We start from the raw sequence: 17,682 nt of genomic DNA, 5'->3' as shown, positions 1-17,682 counted from the left end.
GTGCCGGGCACCCAGGGGTGCCCGGTCACTGAGCAGGCAAATTCTTTATGACGTCCATGCTGTCTTTACCGCATACCTATTACAGCGCCACCCGCAATCAGCAGCTCACTTGCCCGGTACTTGAGGGGCAGGCCGAGGCGGACGTGTGCATCATCGGCGCGGGTTTTACCGGGTTGAATACCGCAATTGAACTGGCGGAGCGCGGCCATTCGGTGATCGTGCTCGAGGCGCATCAAGTCGCCTGGGGTGCCAGTGGCCGTAACGGCGGGCAGTTGATTCGCGGGGTGGGTCACGATCTGGATGCGCACGAAAAAACCATCGGCCGTGAAGGCGTCAGAGTGCTGGAACATCTGGGCCTGGACGCAGTGGATCTGGTGCGTCAGCGCATCGAAAAACATGCCATCGACTGCGACTTGCGCTGGGGGTTCTGCGAGCTGGCCAATACCCCGCGCCATGTTGAAAACCTGATCGCCGAGCAAGAGTCGCTGCACAGGCTGGGCTACAGGCACAAGGTCGAGCTGATCGGGCGCACTGACATGCACCGGGTGGTGGGTTCCGATCGCTACCTCGGCGGGCTGACTGATGAAGGCTCGGGGCACTTGCATCCGCTCAATCTGGCACTGGGCGAAGCCCGGGTAGCTCAGCAACTGGGCGTCAGGTTGTACCAGAACAGTGCCGCCACCCGTATCGAATATGGCCCGCAGATCCGGGTCCATACCGCCAGCGGCGTGGTCAGGGCCAAAACCCTGGTACTCGCCGGCAATGCCCATCTGGGCGAGCTGGAGCCGGCACTCAGTGGCAAGGTGCTGGCCGCTGCCAGCTATGTCATCGCCACCGAACCCTTGAGCGAGGAGCTGGCCAGTGCGCTGATTCCGGACAATCGCGCTTTGTGCGATCAGCGGGTAGGGCTTGATTACTATCGGTTGTCGGCTGACCGACGCCTGTTGTTCGGGGGCGCGTGCCATTACTCGGGGCGCACCTTGCAGGACATCGCCGGTTACATGCGCCCGAAAATGCTGGAGGTCTTCCCGCAGCTGGCGGGCAAGCGCATCGACTTCCAGTGGAGCGGCATGATCGGCATCGGTGCCAACCGGCTGCCGCAGATCGGCCGGTTGCAGGCCCATCCCAACGTGTTTTATGCCCAGGCGTATGCCGGGCACGGGATCAACACCACGCATATGGCGGCGCGCCTGGTCGCGCAAGCGATCAGCCTTGAACAGAGCAATGGTTTCGAACTGTTCAGCCGCGTGCCACACATGACATTCCCGGGGGGCAAGCACCTGCGTTCACCGCTGCTGGCGCTGGGCATGTTGTGGTACCGGCTCAAGGAAATAGCAGGGCATTAATCACCCTTCGGGAGCTGGTTGCCAGCTCCCGAAGGGTGTGTCTGACAACAACAAGAAAATCCTCTAAGGACCTTCACATGAAGCGATTTACCCCCTGTGTGCTGGCCGCGCTGTTCGCGTTGCCGTCTTTGCCAGCTCTGGCCGCTGCCGACCTGGTGTTCATCAATGGCAAGGTATTCACCGGCGTGCCGGGTCAGCCCTTGGTCAGCGCCGTGGCGGTGGAAAACGGCAAAATCAGCAAGGTGGGCAGTGATGCCGAAATCCAGGCACTGGCCGACAGCGGCACCCAGCGTGTCGACCTGGCAGGCAAGGTGCTGATGCCCGGGATGATTGATACCCACAGTCATCCGGTGAGCGCCGGTCTGAACAGTCTGGGGGCGAATTTGCTCGACGAAGAAAAACCGCTGCCCGAACTTGAGCAATGGATCATCGAGCAGGACAAGGCGGGCACCGCGCGGTCGGGCGACGTGATCAATATTGCCGGGGTCAGTTCTGCTTATTGGGAGCAGGCGCGGGAGCTGGGGAAAATTTTCAATCAGGGCCGCTGGGCCGATCAGCCGTTGGTATTGAGCGGCATCGACGGGCACACCGGCTGGGCCAATAACGCGATGCTCAAGCGTGCGAAAATTGATGCCGCCTTGGTCAAAAGCCTGCCAGCCAACGAGCAGGGCTATGTGGGCCACGAAGCAGACTTCACTCCAACCGGTTTTTTTGCCGAGTCGCGCTGGGACCAGGTCCGGGGCCAGATTCCTCCGGCAAGTCCTGAGGTCATGCTCAAAGCTGCCCGCGAAGCGGTAAAGGTCAATAATCAATACGGGGTGACGGCCTGGATGGACGCGGCCTCCAACGCTGGCCCCGGTGACGCGCTGTTTGATTTCACGGCTACCGAGCAAACCCTGGGGGTGCTGCCGCTTTATCGCCAGCTTGCAGAAAATGGCGAGCTCACCGCCCACGTCGCGGCGCTGATGCTCACCAACTCCCAAAGCAAGCCTGCCGATCTTGAAGTGCTGGCCCGGGTCATGAAGCAGTTCGAAGGCGTGCCCAACCTCACATTCCCCGGGATCAAGGTGTTTGCCGACGGCATTCTGGAGTACCCGGGGCAAACCGCAGCGGTGATCGTGCCGTATAAAAACAGCAACAAAAATGGCGAGCTGTTGATCGACCCGGCGCACTTCGGTGAGCTGGTGGTCGCGGCAGAAAAGCGCGGCTGGATCGTGCACATGCACGCAGTCGGTGACCGCGCGGTACGTGAGTCACTCAACGGTTTTGAGTATGCGCGCAAGCTCAATCCGACCCCGGTGGCCCATAGCATCAGCCACCTGCAACTGGTCAATCCCAAAGAGTTTCCACGCTTTGCCCAGCTCGGTGTGATTGCCTCGATGCAACTGCTGTGGGCCATCGAGGAGAGCTACACCATTGACCTGGTCAAGCCTTATATCAGTGCCTTCGCTTATGGCTATCAGTACCCGGCCAAATCCCTGCAGGACGCGGGTGCGATGATTTCGGGTGCCAGTGACTGGCCGGTATCGAGCCCTAACCCGTGGAACGCCATCGGCCAGGCCGTTACTCGCGATGGCCCCATGGGCGTGCTCAATGCCAAAGAACGAGTCGATCGCCAGACCATGTTTTACGCCTACACCATCAACGCTGCCAAAACCCTGGGGCTTGCTGAACAGATCGGTTCCCTGGCACCGGGCAAGCAGGCTGACCTGATCATCCTCGATCGTGATGTGTTCAACGTCGGCGACCACGAGTTGTACGATACCAAAGTGCTGAAAACCTACTTCGCCGGTAAGCCGGTAAACGCCCCCGAAGCCTGATTGAAAAACCCTGCCTCTGGCGCCACGACCCCGTGGCGTCCGGCGCAGCCGTGGGTGAGTTTCCATGCAGCTCTATAAAAACAAGAGAAACCCTATGAACGCAGCCTCAGTCTTCATGCTTGCCGGTCTCGCCCTGTCGCCATTGCTCAGCGCCCAGGCGGTGGAACTCAATGATCAGTTTTCCCTGCTGATCACCCCCACGCTGGTCAGTGATTACCGGGCCAACGGGCTTTCACAAACCAAGGGCGATCCTGCCGCGCAACTGGCCGTCACACTCAGCCACGCCAGTGGTTTGTACGCCGGTATCTGGACCTCCAATGTCAATTTCGGCTATGGCTCAAAAGCGCGCCAGGAAATCGAGTACTACGCCGGCTATGCCTGGCAAATCAACGACAACATCAGCCTGGATACTTTCTACACCCGTTATGAATATCCCCGTGAAAGCGGCTACAACCAGAGCGACGTGCAGACCGTGCTGGATGTGTACGGTGTATTACTGGGGGGCAAATATGTCACCAACATGCAGGGTCCGGAATACGAGGACGAGAACGGCGAATTTCATGAAGGTAAAAAAGACGAGGACTTGTCGACGTTTTTTGTCGGCTACCGCACGCTGTTGCCTGCAGAGTTCGGTTTAGAGCTGCGTTATGAATATGTGGACTACAAGGACAAGGTTTTTTTCAGCGACAGCGGCAAGGGGCGGGCGGACTACACCGATTGGGAAATCAAGCTTACTCGCGACTTTGTCGGCGTCAGCTGGGGCTTGAGTTACATCGACACCAGCCTGTCGAAAGCCGAGTGCCAGAGCTACACCGGTTATGACGATGTGTGTGGTGCGACCCTGCTGGCCAGCGCCAGCAAAACCTTCTAAACCGGGGTTGCAAGGGTGTCGGCAAGCTCAGCATGTGATCGTACAACCCGCTTGAGCTATCATGCGTGGATGTTTTGCCCCGATGCCCTTGAATCCGAGAAAGATTTTCACCATGGAAAACCCAAACGACGTCCCCCGCCTTCCGCGCAAACGCCGCAGCCTCGCGCAGGAGTTGGTGACGGTGCTGTCCGAACAGATTCGTGACGGCTTGCTCAAACGAGGTGACAAACTACCCACCGAGTCCGCGATCATGGAAGCGCACGGGGTCAGCCGCACGGTGGTACGTGAGGCGATTTCTCGTTTGCAGGCAGCAGGCCAGGTCGAGACCCGGCATGGCATCGGCACTTTTGTGCTGGACACACCGAGCCCGAGCGGTTTTCGCATCGACCCGGCCACCGTGGTCACTTTGCGTGATGTGTTGGCGATTCTTGAACTGCGTATCAGCCTCGAAGTCGAGTCTGCCGGGCTGGCCGCCCAGCGGCGCAGCGACGAGCAACTGGCCGCGATGCGGGCGGCACTGGATGCGTTGAACGAAAATACCGCCCGTGACGGTGATGCGGTGGCTTCGGATTTCCAGTTTCATCTACAGATTGCGTTGTCGACGGGCAACCGCTACTTCACCGATATCATGACTCACCTGGGTACCAGCATCATTCCCCGTACCCGGCTCAACTCTGCGCACCTGGCCCATGATGACCAGCAGCAGTACATGCATCGCCTGAGCCGGGAGCACGAAGAAATCTACACCGCCATTGCCCGCCAGGACTCGGACGCCGCCCGGGCCGCCATGCGCCTGCACCTGACCAACAGTCGCGAACGACTGCGCCATGCCCACGAAGAAGCCGAAGCAAGGGGTTGATCGAACCCCCGCGAACCCCTAGTCGCTGACGAGGCACGGGGCTGCGATCGGCTGCGAAGCAGTCGTAGCCTGGAAGCAGGGCTTCCCTCGAAAAGCTCGCAGCCTGGTGCCTCGTCAGCGACTATGGTTGCGGTTGTGGCGTCTTCTCGTACAACCTGCATCCGTCCTTGAATTAATTTTCATCCAGCCGCCAACCTTCAGAAACCCTTGTACCACGGGCCTTTGCTCTGGTTTGTGGCTCGGCAACGGAACCCCTGTGCAGGCAATTTGAAGAATTTGGATTGACGATTATATTTATAGTTGTACGATGACGTACGACACGGCGAAAGCGCTGCCGTTTTTATCATTACTACAAGCTCCCAGGGTGTTCGAATAATGAATCCACAAGAACTGAAGTCCATCCTCTCTTCCGGTCTGCTGTCTTTCCCGATTACCGATTTCAATGCCCAGGGTGATTTCCACCGTGAGGGCTACATCAAGCGTCTGGAATGGCTGGCCCCGTATGGCGCTTCTGCTTTGTTCGCCGCAGGCGGCACCGGTGAGTTCTTCTCCCTGGCGGCCAGCGAATATTCGCAAGTGATCAAAACCGCAGTCGATACCTGTGCCAACAGCGTGCCGATTCTCGCCGGTGTCGGCGGCTCGACCCGTCAGGCCATCGAATACGCACAAGAAGCCGAGCGTCTGGGGGCCAAAGGTTTGCTGCTGCTGCCGCACTACCTGACTGAAGCCAGCCAGGACGGGGTTGCCGCCCACGTTGAAGCCGTGTGCAAGTCGGTCAAGATCGGGGTGATCGTTTATAACCGTAACGTCTGCCGCCTGACCGCGCCGCTGCTGGAGCGTCTGGCCGAGCGCTGCCCGAACCTGATCGGTTACAAAGATGGCCTGGGTGATATCGAGTTGATGGTTTCGATCCGCCGCCGTCTGGGCGATCGCTTCAGCTACCTCGGTGGCCTGCCAACCGCAGAAGTCTATGCCGCCGCCTACAAGGCGCTGGGCGTGCCGGTTTACTCCTCGGCAGTGTTCAACTTCATTCCCAAGACCGCGATGGATTTCTACCACGCCATCGCCCGTGAAGATCACACCACCGTGGGCAAGATCATTGATGACTTCTTCTTGCCGTACCTGGATATCCGTAACCGCAAGGCCGGTTACGCAGTGAGCATCGTCAAGGCCGGCGCCACCATTTCCGGTTACACCGCAGGTCCGGTGCGTACGCCACTGACCGATTTGTTGCCGGAAGAATACGAAGCACTGGCCGCCTTGATCGACAAGCAAGGTCCGCAGTAACCCATAATCAAGGCCGCTGAGAAATCAGCGGCCTTTTGCGTTGTAGACACACCGATCCACCCTGTAGGAGCGAGCTGTCCGGGTTTAAAAGCTCGCGCCTGCAGGATGAAAAATAGTTACCCGCGCATAAAAATAATCAGTGGGAGTACATCTACATGCCAGCGACCAAGCCGACGCATGTCCGTTATTTGATTCTGCTCATGCTGTTTGTGGTGACCACGATCAATTATGCCGACCGCGCCACCATCGCTATCGCAGGTTCAAGCCTGCAAAAAGACCTCGGTATCGACGCCGTTACTCTGGGTTTTATTTTTTCTGCTTTTGGCTGGGCCTACGTGGCCGGACAAATCCCCGGCGGCTGGCTGCTCGACCGTTTCGGCTCGAAAAAAGTCTATGCCCTGAGCATCTTCACCTGGTCGCTGTTCACCGTGCTGCAAGGCTATGTCGGGGAATTCGGCATCTCCACCGCCGTGGTGGCGCTGTTTATGCTGCGTTTTCTGGTGGGCCTGGCGGAAGCGCCTTCCTTTCCCGGTAATGCCCGTATTGTCGCCGCGTGGTTTCCCACCGCCGAACGCGGCACCGCGTCTGCGATCTTCAATTCGGCGCAGTACTTCGCCACGGTGATTTTTGCTCCGCTGATGGGCTGGATCGTTTACACCTTCGGCTGGCAGCACGTGTTTATCGTGATGGGCGGCATCGGCATTGTGTTCTCGCTGATCTGGCTCAAAGTTATCCACAGCCCGCGCCAGCATCCAATGATCAACGAGGCCGAGTTCAGGCATATCGCCGACAACGGCGGGCTGGTGGACATGGATCAGGACAAGGGCACAGGTAAAAAAGTCGACGGTCCGAAGTGGGATTACATCCGCCAGTTGCTGACCAACCGCATGATGCTCGGCGTGTACCTGGGCCAGTACTGCATCAACGGCATTACCTATTTCTTCCTGACCTGGTTCCCGGTGTATCTGGTCCAGGAGCGCGGCATGACCATTCTCAAAGCCGGCTTCATTGCCTCTCTTCCGGCGATCTGCGGCTTTATCGGGGGTGTGCTGGGCGGTGTGATTTCCGATTACCTGCTGCGTAAAGGCCACTCCCTGACCTTCGCCCGCAAGGCCCCGATCATTGGCGGCCTGTTGCTGTCCACCAGCATCGTGGCCTGCAACTATGTCGATATTGAATGGATGGTGGTGGGCTTCATGGCCTTGGCCTTCTTCGGCAAAGGCGTTGGCGCTCTGGGTTGGGCGGTGGTGTCTGACACCTCGCCGAAACAAATCGCCGGTCTGAGTGGCGGTCTGTTCAACATGTTCGGCAACATTGCCTCGATCACCACGCCGATCGTCATCGGCTACATCATCAGCACCACTGGCTCGTTCAAGTGGGCACTGGTGTTTGTCGGCTGCAATGCGCTGGTGGCGGTGTTCAGCTATCTGGTTATCGTTGGCCCGATCAAACGGGTGGTGCTCAAAGAGCCACCGGTAAGCGGGCCACAACTGACCAAACTTGTTTCAGCACATCCTTGAAGGGCGGCGCCATGACTTTGATTGAACACTCCGACTCGCCGCGCACTATCCGTCTGCATGCACTGGACAACGTCGCGGTGGTGGTCAACGACCAGGGCGTACCGGCCGGGACCGAGCTTGCCGATGGCCTGGTGACCCTGGATTTTGTGCCGCAGAGCCACAAGGTCACGCTGGTGGACATTGCCCGGGGCGGCGCAGTCATTCGATACGGCCAGACCATCGGCTACGCCTTGCAGGCCATCGCCCGCGGCAGCTGGGTCAATGAAGACCAACTGCGCATGCCCACTGCGCCACCCCTGGACAGCCTGCCGCTGGCCACCGAGGTGCCGGTGGCCCAGGCGCCTCTTGAAGGCTTCACCTTCGAGGGTTATCGCAATGCCGACGGCACCGTCGGCACGCGTAACATTCTGGGGATTACCACCACTGTGCAGTGCGTGACCGGGGTGTTGAACCACGCGGTCAAGCGTATCCGTGATGAACTGTTGCCCCGATACCCCCATGTCGATGATGTGGTCGCGTTAACCCACAGCTACGGCTGCGGCGTGGCCATCAGCGCCACCGATGCCTACATCCCGATCCGCACGGTGCGTAATCTGGCACGCAACCCCAACCTGGGCGGCGAAGCGCTGGTCATCAGCCTGGGCTGTGAAAAACTTCAGGCCGGCCAGGTGATGCACGACAACGACAGTTCGGTGGACCTCAGCGAACCGTGGTTGTACCGCTTGCAGGATTCCAGCCACGGCTTCGGCGAAATGGTCGAACAGATCATGGCGCTGGCAGAGACCCGTCTGAAGAAACTCGATCTGCGCCGCCGTGAAACCGTACCCGCGTCCGAGCTGATTCTGGGCATGCAGTGCGGCGGCAGCGATGCGTTTTCCGGGATCACCGCCAACCCGGCGCTGGGCTATGCCTCGGACTTGCTGCTCAGGGCCGGAGCGACGGTGATGTTTTCTGAAGTCACTGAAGTGCGCGATGCCATCTACCTGCTGACCTCCCGTGCCGAAAGCCGCAGCGTCGCCCAGGAACTGGTGCGGGAAATGGACTGGTACGACCGCTATCTGGCCAAAGGCGAAGCGGATCGCAGCGCCAATACCACACCGGGCAACAAGAAAGGCGGGCTGTCGAACATCGTCGAAAAATCCCTAGGTTCCATCGTCAAGTCCGGCAGCAGCGCGATCAATGCTGTGCTCGGCCCTGGTGAGCGTTTCACGGGCAAAGGGCTGATTTTCTGTGCAACACCGGCCAGCGATTTTGTCTGCGGCACCTTGCAACTGGCCGCGGGGATGAACCTGCACGTGTTCACCACGGGGCGCGGCACCCCTTATGGTCTGGCCATGGCACCGGTGGTCAAGGTCTCGACCCGTACCGAGCTGGCGCAGCGCTGGCCGGACCTGATCGATATCGACGCCGGGCGCATTGCCACCGGCCGCGCGACCATAGAAGAGCTGGGCTGGGAGCTGTTCCACTACTACCTGGATGTGGCCAGCGGCAAAAAACATACCTGGGCCGAACAGCACAAATTGCACAACGACATTACCTTGTTCAACCCGGCGCCCATTACCTGAGGTTCCCTGTTCAATCCAGGCGCATGTCTCAAGAGTTAAGTCCATTGGGCAGCCCGCCGAAGGCCGGCATCGGCCAGTTCGCGGTCAGCAGTGACAGTTTGCTGATCCCTGCACGCACATCTCGGGGCAGTGCGCCGCAGAGGTGCTGAATCAATAAATTGTCCTGCGCTGCCCGGGCTTTACAGGGTTTCTTCGGTCTGGGTTCTTTCCAGGTAATTCACCAGCAGCCACCATAAATGCTCTGACGCCGGGTGTAGTCGTCGATCGGAGCTGCGCAGAATATGACACTGCGAGGCCCTTGCTATGGGGTGATCCAGGGGGATGGCCAGCAGTTTTGAATCTTTGCCCTGTTGCCCCAGAGACTGAGCGGTCATGAACGCTACGCCAAGACCTGCCTGGCACAGGGTGATCGCCACAGACTGTTGGTTGCAGCGATAGGCGGGGGTGAATACCTGATTTTCAGACTCGAATATTTTATTGATATAGCGCTGTACGCCATAGGCGTTAGACAGGCCAATCAACCTGTGGTTGGCCAGTTCACTGACAGCAATGACAGTGAATTCTTTTAAGGGATGATCTTCAGGAACAATTGCGCAAATAGGGCCTCTGGTGAAACTGCGACGCTGCAGCGATACGTTGTCGATGGGGCCGAATGACAGCGCCATATCGACCTCTCCGCGTACCAGCATCATCAGTGTGGCGCTCATATCCCCGGAACTGATGTCCACAAAAACGTCGGGATAGACTTTGGAGAATTCACGCAATTCGTTGGCGACAAAGTCGGCAACCATCCCGGGTCCGATTCTCAGGGAGACGGTTCCGCCGCGCATATATCGCAGGTCATTCAATTGTTTGCTCAGGACTTCCCGACGTTTTTGCGTTTCACTGAAATGATCAGACAGGAGTTTGCCTGCTTCAGTCAGCACTACATTGCGTCCGCGACGTTCAAGCAAGGGTAAATGCAGGCTGCGCTCGAGGAGGGCGATCTGTCGGCTGATGACGGAGGGGTTTACGTCAAGTACGTCGGCTGCTTTGCGAATGCCACCTTGAAACCCGACTTCGTGCAGGTAGCCAAGGCGCTTTTCCTGGAAACTGTTCTCCATCTCTTAGCCTTCTGGTCGTCAACTGTTGCTCTGTGGGCAACAATCTAGTGTTCACCCTCGTATTTTTCAACCCACAAGAGCATTCCATACTCGGGGCCTACTCCTCCAGGACAGGCCCAAAATATGAGCGCCGTACAAGAATACCTTCGCCTGCACTCCGATGTTCTGCTCGCCGATTTAAAGCGACTGGTACTTGCCGAGTCCCCCTCTACAGACAAGCGGGCTGTTGATGCCTGTGGTGAAGTGCTGCAAGACATCATGGCGCAGCGCATCGGCGCTACCGTGGAGGTTGTCGCGCGCGAGGAGTACGGAAATCATCTGATGTTCACGGTGGGTAAAGGGCCAAAGCGCACGGCTGTGCTCGGGCATTTTGATACCGTTTGGGACATCGGCCGTCTTTCACTGCGGGTCGAAGAAGGCAAACTTTACGGCCCGGGCATTCTGGATATGAAGGGTGGGCTCATTCAGGCCATTTGGGCTACCAAGGCCCTGATTGACCTTGGCTTGCTGGGGGATCGGCAAATCCGCTTTTTATGTTCCAGTGATGAAGAAATCGGCAGCCCGAGTTCTCGTGAGTGGATTGAAAGTGAAGCGCGTCTGTGCGAACAAGTGCTGGTGGTTGAGCCGGCCACCTCGCATACCAATGAACTGAAGATCGAGCGCAAAGGCACAGGCCGTTTCGATATCAAGATCAAAGGTCGGGCAGCTCACGCAGGTAACAACCCCGAAGACGGAATCAGCGCAGTACATGAAATGGCTGAGCAGATTCTTTTCCTCCATGGACTGAATGCGCCTGAATTGGGCACAACCATTAATGTCGGGATTGCCAACGGCGGCCAGCGTACCAATGTGATCGCCGACAGTGCAGAGTTGAGTGTTGACCTGCGTGTCAGCAGTTTGGCAGAGGCCCGGCGGATTGAATCCATCGTCAAAGACATGAAACCATGCCTGGCTGGCGCGCAGATCGCTGTCAGCGGTGGTCTGGTGCGTCCTCCCCTTGAATACACCCCGTTAAACCAGAAACTTTTTGCCGTAGCCCAGGAGGCTGCAGAGGCACTGGGCATTCAAATCAAAGGTGCCTCGGTGGGAGGAGGAAGTGACGGCAACTTCACCTCTGCCATCGGTATCCCGACCCTGGACGGACTTGGGGCTACGGGGGTAGGGCCGCACTCTACCCATGAACACATCATTATCTCGGATTTACCAGTACGGGCCGCACTTCTGGCTGAACTGATCCAGAGACTTTAAACCGGCTGAGAAACCTGAGGTAAAAGCTATGATAAATATAAAATCGGCTTCTGAGGGCGTAAGTACGGCCTCTAAATCTTCAAAGCAAGAAATCAAAAGTCCCTATGTTTTTCTTTTTATTATCTTGCTGATTGCGGCGGCCGCTACATGGATTATTCCCGCGGGTGTGTTTGATCGTGAAATGCGCGATGGCATCTCATTTGTCGTGAATGGCAGTCTTCATGCCGTTCCGCAAAATGGCGTGCATCCGCTAGGGGTTTTTACGGCGATTGCTTCCGGGTTGCAGAGTTCTGCACCTATCATCTTTCTGATCCTCTTTACCGGCGGCGCTTTAGCGGTACTGGAAAGTACCGGAGCCATTCACCAGGCACTCAATGGCATTGCACGCAGTACAAAGCTTAATGATTACGTGGTCGTGGCAATCTTTGGTCTGATCTTTGGAGTGCTTGGAACCACGGGCGTTGTGGTCAATGCGGTTGTTGCTTTCGTTCCGATTGGTTTGCTGGTTGCCAGGTCTCTGGGGTTGAACCCTTTCTTCGGGGTCTCGCTGGTGTATTTGACGTGCGCGTCCGGTTTCAATGTGGCGCTCACTAACCCGGTGACTACCGGGCTTACTCAGAGACTGGCCCAACTGCCATTATTTTCCGGCTTCGGGTTGCGCGGCATTACCTCAGCACTGTTCATATTGGCCTGTATCGCTTTTTTGATGATTTACATGCGCAAATGCCGCAAAAATGGTGAAAAACGTCCTGAACTGACTGATTCCATCGCGGCAGACGAAAAGGCAACAACCCGCCACTGGCTGATTCTGGCGTTCGCTTCCGGCACTCTGGTGACCTTCATTTATGGCGCCATGACCATGAAGTGGGGAGAGCTCGAGATGACCGCCATGTTTGTGTTCATGGCGATAGTCGCAGGCATGATTGGCAAACTGTCGGCGTCTGAAATTGCCAACAGTTTTCTGGGTGGTTGTTCCCGGATTGTCTCCGGGGCACTGATTGTCGGCATGGCCCGGGCAATATCAATCGTTCTGGATAACGGTCATATCCTTGATCCGATTGTCGGGCATCTGGCTGACTTGCTGGCGCCGCTGCATCCCGCCATGGCCGCCATCGGTATGTACGTGAGTGCAGCGCTGATGCACTTTGCTATTTCTTCCGGTTCCGGTGAATCGGCATTGCTGATACCCATCTATGTGCCTATCGGCGACATGATCGGGCTGACACGGCAAGTAGTGGTGCATGCCGTATTGTTTGGCGAAGGTATCGTTAACTGTATTAACCCGACCTCCGGTGTCTTGATGGGCGTTCTTGCCGTGGCCGGTATTCCTTTCGGCAAGTGGGTGAAGTTTGTAGCGCCGCTGATTGCCGTATGGATGGTGATTTGTGTGGTTGTACTGATTGTTGGCGTAGAAATGAAGTGGGGCCCGTTTTGAAGTTCTCATCCCGCCCTGGCTGTAGTGATCAAGTCATTAAACCCTGATGTAGCAGGCGCGAACTTGTCTTGGGATGTTTGTTAGCGATAACCCGTGATTACAGTTTAAACACGGCGCTCTCTAAACCATCGCGAGACAAGCTCGTGCCTGCAGTTGCGATAGCAATGGTTCAAGTAAACAGCCTTGGGGCAGCGGGCGGGTTTGCCTGTGGATTGAGCAAATTAAAATAATAAATCGGAGCGCTGTAAGTGACCGTAAACAATATAGCTGCAACTTTTCTTCTGGGCGGTATTGCCCTGAGTACTCAGGCACAGGCTGATTTTCTGCGTGACGGTAAAGCCACGCTGGGGTTGAAGAACTTCTACTTCAACAATGACAGTCGTGAGGGCGCCGCGAAGCCTTCAAAAACCGAAGAGTGGGCGCAGGGCTTTATGCTGGATTACAAGTCGGGCTATACCGACGGCGTTTTCGGCTTTGGGGTCGATGCCTTGGGGTTGCTGGGTGTGACCCTGGATGGCGGCAAGGGGCGGTCTGTGGGTAGCAGCATGATTCCAGTCGGCAGTGACGACAGGCCCGTCAGTCAGTGGGGGCGCCTGGGGCTGACGGGGAAAGTCAAAGTTTCCAGGACCGAACTTCGCTACGGAACACTTCTGCCCAGACTTCCGGTGCTGGTTGCCAACGATGGACGGCTGCTTCCCCAAACCTTCGAGGGGGGCCAGGTAGTCTCACGGGAGTTGGCTAATGTGACCTTCAATGGCGGGCGGATTGAGCATGCAACTGGCCGTGGATCAACGGACCGGACTGGTCTGGCCGCTGTGGGTGGTCAGCGCGAAAGCAACCAGTTCAATTTTGCCGGGGCTGACTGGAGAGTTTCCAGGGACCTGCTCGCACAGTATTACTACGGTCACCTTGAAGACTATTACAGCCAGCAGTTTTTTGGATTGGTTCACACCCTTGAGTTTTCGAATGACCAGTCTTTAAAAACCGACCTGCGTTATTTTCGAACTGAATCTTCGGGTAAAAACAGTTCGGGAGCTGCGGGCTACCGCATCAGTGGTTACACCAAAGAGGGCGATGGCGAGATCGACAACCGTACCTGGAGTGCTGCATTTATTTACAGCATTGGCAGCCATGGGGTCACCGTCGGCTATCAAAGTGTTTCCGACGGCAGTAATTTCACTCAGCTCAATCAGGGCGGGCTGGAAGGCAAAGGTGCTGGCGGCGCGAGCTTGTACCTGTACACCGACCGCCTGACCCAAAGTTTCACCCGGGCCGGGGAGCGCACAGCATTTGGCCAGTATGCCTATGACTTTACTGCCCTCGGCGTGCCAGGCCTGAAAGCCTCGGTGATGTACCTGCGGGGGGACAATATCAAGACTGTCAGCGGCGACAGACTGAAGGAATGGGAGCGGGATTTAAGCCTGGATTACGTCGTGCAATCCGGAGCGCTTAAAGGTGTGGGGCTGGGTTGGCGCAATGGTAAGTCCCATAGCCAGGCAGCCCGCAATCAAGATCAGAACCGGGTGTTTCTGAGCTACAGCATTGCGCTTTTCTAAGGCCGCTGGGCACTAGCCCTCAAGTGCGCTGAACAGGCGCATCGAGCCTTTTCTCCCAAGGCCAGCGGGCTGCCAGGTGATACCTGGCAGCCCGTTTTTTTGCCTGAAGCTTCTATTGTGAATCGTTGCTCCCGCAGGGGCATGGCCTGCCGGCGTCGGGCCCGCAGCCAGCCATTTCCCGCGATTGCCTCAGAAGCGATCCAGCCGGTACGGTTCGAGCCCCGGCAACGGATGAGACGGGGTCGCGGTCGCCGGTGCAACCATCCGCGCAATCAGCTCGGCAGTGACTGCGGCCTGTGTCAGGCCCAGGTGCTGGTGGCCGAAGGCAAGCAGTACCTTGCCGTTGCATACCCGGTCGATGATCGGCAGAGAGTCCGGCAAGGACGGGCGGAAACCCATCCAGGGCGTGGCACCCTCGGCGCTCAAGTCCTGGCGGAACAGACCTTTGCTCAACCGGTGCAACTGCCAGGCGCGCTCCATGGTCGGGGGGCGCTCAAGGCCGGCGAACTCGACAGTGCCGGCCAACCGTAGCCCATCGGTCATGGGGGTCATGATGAACTTGCGTTCCAGCGAGGTGACTGCGAAAGGCAGCCGCTCGTGTTCATGGGGCAGCATCAGGTGATAACCGCGCTCGGTATCCAGGGGGACCTTCTTGCCCGTCAGCTTTGCGGTGAGCCTGGCTGAGTGGGCGCCACAGGCGATCAGTACCTGGCGGGCAGTCAAACTGCCCTGGTCGGTGTGCAGCGAGACGCCGTTCTGATGCAGGTGTCCGTCCTGCACCCGTTGCTTGATGAAGCGCACACCGCAGGCCTTGGCGGCCTCGACCAGTTCGCAGACCACCTGGTAGGGGTCCAGAAAATGCCCTGTGCTGGGGAAGAACAACCCGCCCTGGATCTGCTCGCTCAATTGCGGGGCGACGTCGCGGATGGCCTGGGCCTGCCACATATCGACCGGTACTGCTTGTTGACGCATGCGTGCCTGTAGCGCTTCGATCGCCTGGCGCGACTCGGCGCGTTCGAACACCAGCAACGAGCCGTCTTCCTTCATCAGGTTCGGCCGTTCGATCGACTCCAGCAGCCGGTGCCAGGCACCCAGGCTGCTTTCGTTGAGCGCACGTATGCCGGCCACGGTGCGCTGGTAAGGCGCCGGTCGCAGGTTCAACAACAAGCGCGTGAACCAGGGCATGGCACGGGGCAGGTATTTCCAGTCCAGGCGCAGCGGGCCCATGGGGTCCATGAGCATGGCGGGCAAGCGCTTGAGGATCGACACATCGGCGATGGGAAACACCTGCTCGGTCGCCAGATGCCCGGCGTTGCCGAATGAGGCGCCGTGGCCGGGGTCCTGCTGGTCGATAACCACTACGCGCTGGCCCTGGCGTGCCAGTTGCAGGGCACAGGCAACGCCGATGATCCCGGCGCCGACCACGGCAATGTCAACGCTGTCGTCAGGGTTGCTGGAATTGAAGGGGTTCGACATTTCCTAGGCTTCTCTCTGGCCGTCGAACAGGCGGCGCAGCAGCAGCGGGTTGCTGTGCTTGAGCGCGGCTGGCAACAAGGTATCGGGGAAGTCCTGGTAGCAGACCGGCCGCAGGAAACGCAGGATGGCGGCGGTGCCGACCGAGGTTGTGCGCGTGTCGGAGGTGGCCGGGAAAGGACCGCCATGGACCATGGCATCGCACACTTCAACACCGGTTGGCCAGCCGTTGACCAGCAGGCGACCGGCCTTGCGCTCCAGGATCGGCAGCAGCGCCCTGGCGCTTTCCAGGTCGGCGTCATCCAGGTGCAGGGTGATGGTTAGCTGGCCTTCCAGGTGCTCGGTGACCTGGCGGATTTCGTCGTCATTGGCACATTGCACGATCAGCGACGCGGCACCGAACACTTCGCCTTGCAGGGACGGGTCGGCGAGGAAATCCTCTGCCCGGGTGACGAACAGTCGGGCCTGGCACTGGTTCGGGGTTTCGCCCTGCAGGCCGGCAGCCGCTGCCCGGGCGTGGGGGTTTTCGGCCAGAGCGCCGACACCGGCTTGATAGGCGCTGAAGATGCCGGGGGTGAGCATGGTCTGCGCCGGGCTGCGCTGCACGAAGTCCGCTGCCACGCGGATGAAACTGTCCAGGGCCGGGCCTTGACGGGCAATTACCAGGCCCGGGTTGGTGCAAAACTGGCCGGCGCCCTGGGTCAGGGAAGCGACAAAGCCTTGTGCCAGCGCTTCGCCACGATTGTGCAGTGCCGCCGGGAAAAGCAGTACCGGGTTGATCGAGCTCATTTCCGCATACACCGGGATCGGCTCCGGGCGTGCCTGGGCCGCCTTGCACAAGGCCATGCCGCCACTGCGCGAGCCGGTGAAGCCGACGGCCTTGATCCGCCAGTCGCTGACCAGGGCGATCCCCACTTCGCGACCCGAGCCGAACAACAGCGAGAACACGCCTTCAGGCAGAGCGCATTTTTCCACGGCGCGGCCAATTGCGCGGCCTACCAGTTCGCTGGTGCCCGGGTGCGCGCTGTGGGCCTTGACGACGACCGGGCAACCGGCAGCCAGGGCCGAGGCGGTATCGCCGCCGGCAACGGAGAAGGCCAGGGGGAAATTGCTGGCGCCGAACACGGCCACCGGACCCAGCGGCACCTGACGTTGGCGCAGGTCAGAGCGGGGCAGAGGTTGACGTTCCGGTAGTGCCGGGTCGACCCGTACATCCAGCCATTCGCCGGCACGTACAGTGCGGGCAAAGGTGCGCAGCTGGTGGCAGGTGCGGCCACGTTCACCCTGGATACGCGGGCGTGGCAGGCCGCTCTCGGCCGTGGCACGGTCGATCAGTTCATCACCAAGGGCTTCGATTTCATCGGCAATGGTTTCGAGGAATTCGGCGCGTGCCGCCAGTGATGTCTCGCGATAGCGGTCCAGGGCTGCCCATGCCAGGGCGCAGGCCTGTTCTACATGCTCAGCGGTACCGCCGGGATAGGCCGGTTCGAGCGGTTGGTCGGTGGCGGGATTGATCGCCCGGATCGCTTCGCGGCTGCCGGTAATGGCGTGGGTGCCGATCAGCATTTGGCCTGTCAGAGTCATGGCGGTTCCTGGAGC

The 17,682-nt window shown here is 58.8% G+C and carries 13 protein-coding genes; 10 read left to right on the top strand and 3 right to left on the bottom strand.

Annotated features, from left to right (window positions below; all coding sequences use genetic code 11):
- Window positions 1-47: 47 nt before the first annotated feature.
- The 7 genes from JQ845_RS19935 to garD all read left to right on the top strand — a co-directional run bounded on the left by JQ845_RS19935 (window position 48) and on the right by garD (window position 9,268).
- Window positions 48-1,346, top strand: coding sequence for an NAD(P)/FAD-dependent oxidoreductase (locus JQ845_RS19935; protein WP_203009385.1), 1,299 nt, complete (start codon window positions 48-50; stop codon window positions 1,344-1,346).
- A 77-nt stretch (window positions 1,347-1,423) separates the two neighbouring features.
- A complete protein-coding gene (locus JQ845_RS19930; RefSeq protein WP_003439446.1) occupies window positions 1,424-3,166 on the top strand; it encodes an amidohydrolase in 1,743 nt (580 codons plus the stop codon).
- A gap of 94 nt (window positions 3,167-3,260) precedes the next feature.
- Entirely contained in the window at window positions 3,261-4,037 is a 777-nt protein-coding gene (locus JQ845_RS19925; protein ID WP_127196835.1) for a TorF family putative porin, read from the top strand.
- Between the two features lie 112 nt (window positions 4,038-4,149).
- Complete coding sequence (locus JQ845_RS19920; RefSeq protein WP_003439449.1) at window positions 4,150-4,896, top strand: FadR/GntR family transcriptional regulator; 747 nt, start codon at window positions 4,150-4,152, stop codon at window positions 4,894-4,896.
- Window positions 4,897-5,271: 375 nt separating this feature from the next.
- Window positions 5,272-6,183: a 5-dehydro-4-deoxyglucarate dehydratase gene (kdgD, locus tag JQ845_RS19915; RefSeq protein ID WP_003439451.1), complete on the top strand. Its 912-nt coding sequence runs from the start codon at window positions 5,272-5,274 to the stop codon at window positions 6,181-6,183.
- Between the two features lie 155 nt (window positions 6,184-6,338).
- Window positions 6,339-7,703, top strand: a complete 1,365-nt coding sequence (locus tag JQ845_RS19910) for an MFS transporter (protein ID WP_003439453.1) — start codon at window positions 6,339-6,341, stop codon at window positions 7,701-7,703.
- Window positions 7,704-7,714: 11 nt separating this feature from the next.
- Window positions 7,715-9,268 carry a galactarate dehydratase gene (gene garD / locus JQ845_RS19905; RefSeq protein ID WP_010656944.1) on the top strand — a complete coding sequence of 518 codons (1,554 nt, stop codon included), beginning with the start codon at window positions 7,715-7,717 and terminating at the stop codon, window positions 9,266-9,268.
- A gap of 179 nt (window positions 9,269-9,447) precedes the next feature.
- Here the strand turns inward: garD and JQ845_RS19900 are convergent, their stop codons facing one another.
- Window positions 9,448-10,371, bottom strand: a complete 924-nt coding sequence (locus JQ845_RS19900) for a LysR family transcriptional regulator (RefSeq protein WP_003439457.1) — start codon at window positions 10,369-10,371, stop codon at window positions 9,448-9,450.
- A 123-nt stretch (window positions 10,372-10,494) separates the two neighbouring features.
- Here JQ845_RS19900 and JQ845_RS19895 point away from each other — a divergent pair, with 123 nt between their 5' ends.
- The 3 genes from JQ845_RS19895 to JQ845_RS19885 all read left to right on the top strand — a co-directional run bounded on the left by JQ845_RS19895 (window position 10,495) and on the right by JQ845_RS19885 (window position 14,610).
- A complete protein-coding gene (locus JQ845_RS19895) occupies window positions 10,495-11,619 on the top strand; it encodes a M20 family metallopeptidase (RefSeq protein WP_203009384.1) in 1,125 nt (374 codons plus the stop codon).
- A 28-nt stretch (window positions 11,620-11,647) separates the two neighbouring features.
- Window positions 11,648-13,054 (top strand): YfcC family protein, encoded by a 1,407-nt coding sequence (locus JQ845_RS19890; RefSeq protein ID WP_010656946.1) that lies wholly within the window; start codon window positions 11,648-11,650, stop codon window positions 13,052-13,054.
- Between the two features lie 248 nt (window positions 13,055-13,302).
- The gene (locus JQ845_RS19885; RefSeq protein WP_203009383.1) at window positions 13,303-14,610 is read left to right on the top strand and encodes an OprD family porin; all 1,308 of its coding nucleotides are present in this window, start codon (window positions 13,303-13,305) and stop codon (window positions 14,608-14,610) included.
- Window positions 14,611-14,799: 189 nt separating this feature from the next.
- On the opposite strand, the gene JQ845_RS19880 is transcribed toward JQ845_RS19885, so the two are convergent.
- Window positions 14,800-16,086, bottom strand: coding sequence for an NAD(P)/FAD-dependent oxidoreductase (locus tag JQ845_RS19880; RefSeq protein WP_003439468.1), 1,287 nt, complete (start codon window positions 16,084-16,086; stop codon window positions 14,800-14,802).
- Window positions 16,087-16,089: 3 nt separating this feature from the next.
- Window positions 16,090-17,667 carry an aldehyde dehydrogenase (NADP(+)) gene (locus tag JQ845_RS19875; RefSeq protein ID WP_003439471.1) on the bottom strand — a complete coding sequence of 526 codons (1,578 nt, stop codon included), beginning with the start codon at window positions 17,665-17,667 and terminating at the stop codon, window positions 16,090-16,092.
- Between the last annotated feature and the right edge of the window lie 15 nt (window positions 17,668-17,682).

The organism is Pseudomonas paraversuta (genome assembly GCF_904063065.1).
GTDB lineage: Bacteria > Pseudomonadota > Gammaproteobacteria > Pseudomonadales > Pseudomonadaceae > Aquipseudomonas > Aquipseudomonas paraversuta.
The sequence above is the reverse complement of the archived record's forward strand: the minus strand, read 5'-3'. Positions and strand labels throughout refer to the sequence as shown.

Bases quoted from the DNA above. Each gene is read 5' to 3' on its own strand.
- JQ845_RS19920 (WP_003439449.1), top strand. From the start codon at position 4,150: ATGGAAAACCCAAACGACGTCCCCCGCCTTCCGCGCAAACGCCGCAGC.
- JQ845_RS19875 (WP_003439471.1), bottom strand. From the start codon at position 17,667: ATGACTCTGACAGGCCAAATGCTGATCGGCACCCACGCCATTACCGGC.
- JQ845_RS19880 (WP_003439468.1), bottom strand. From the start codon at position 16,086: ATGTCGAACCCCTTCAATTCCAGCAACCCTGACGACAGCGTTGACATT.
- JQ845_RS19910 (WP_003439453.1), top strand. From the start codon at position 6,339: ATGCCAGCGACCAAGCCGACGCATGTCCGTTATTTGATTCTGCTCATG.
- JQ845_RS19890 (WP_010656946.1), top strand. From the start codon at position 11,648: ATGATAAATATAAAATCGGCTTCTGAGGGCGTAAGTACGGCCTCTAAA.
- JQ845_RS19935 (WP_203009385.1), top strand. From the start codon at position 48: ATGACGTCCATGCTGTCTTTACCGCATACCTATTACAGCGCCACCCGC.
- JQ845_RS19930 (WP_003439446.1), top strand. From the start codon at position 1,424: ATGAAGCGATTTACCCCCTGTGTGCTGGCCGCGCTGTTCGCGTTGCCG.
- JQ845_RS19900 (WP_003439457.1), bottom strand. From the start codon at position 10,371: ATGGAGAACAGTTTCCAGGAAAAGCGCCTTGGCTACCTGCACGAAGTC.
- garD (WP_010656944.1), top strand. From the start codon at position 7,715: ATGACTTTGATTGAACACTCCGACTCGCCGCGCACTATCCGTCTGCAT.
- JQ845_RS19895 (WP_203009384.1), top strand. From the start codon at position 10,495: ATGAGCGCCGTACAAGAATACCTTCGCCTGCACTCCGATGTTCTGCTC.
- JQ845_RS19925 (WP_127196835.1), top strand. From the start codon at position 3,261: ATGAACGCAGCCTCAGTCTTCATGCTTGCCGGTCTCGCCCTGTCGCCA.
- kdgD (WP_003439451.1), top strand. From the start codon at position 5,272: ATGAATCCACAAGAACTGAAGTCCATCCTCTCTTCCGGTCTGCTGTCT.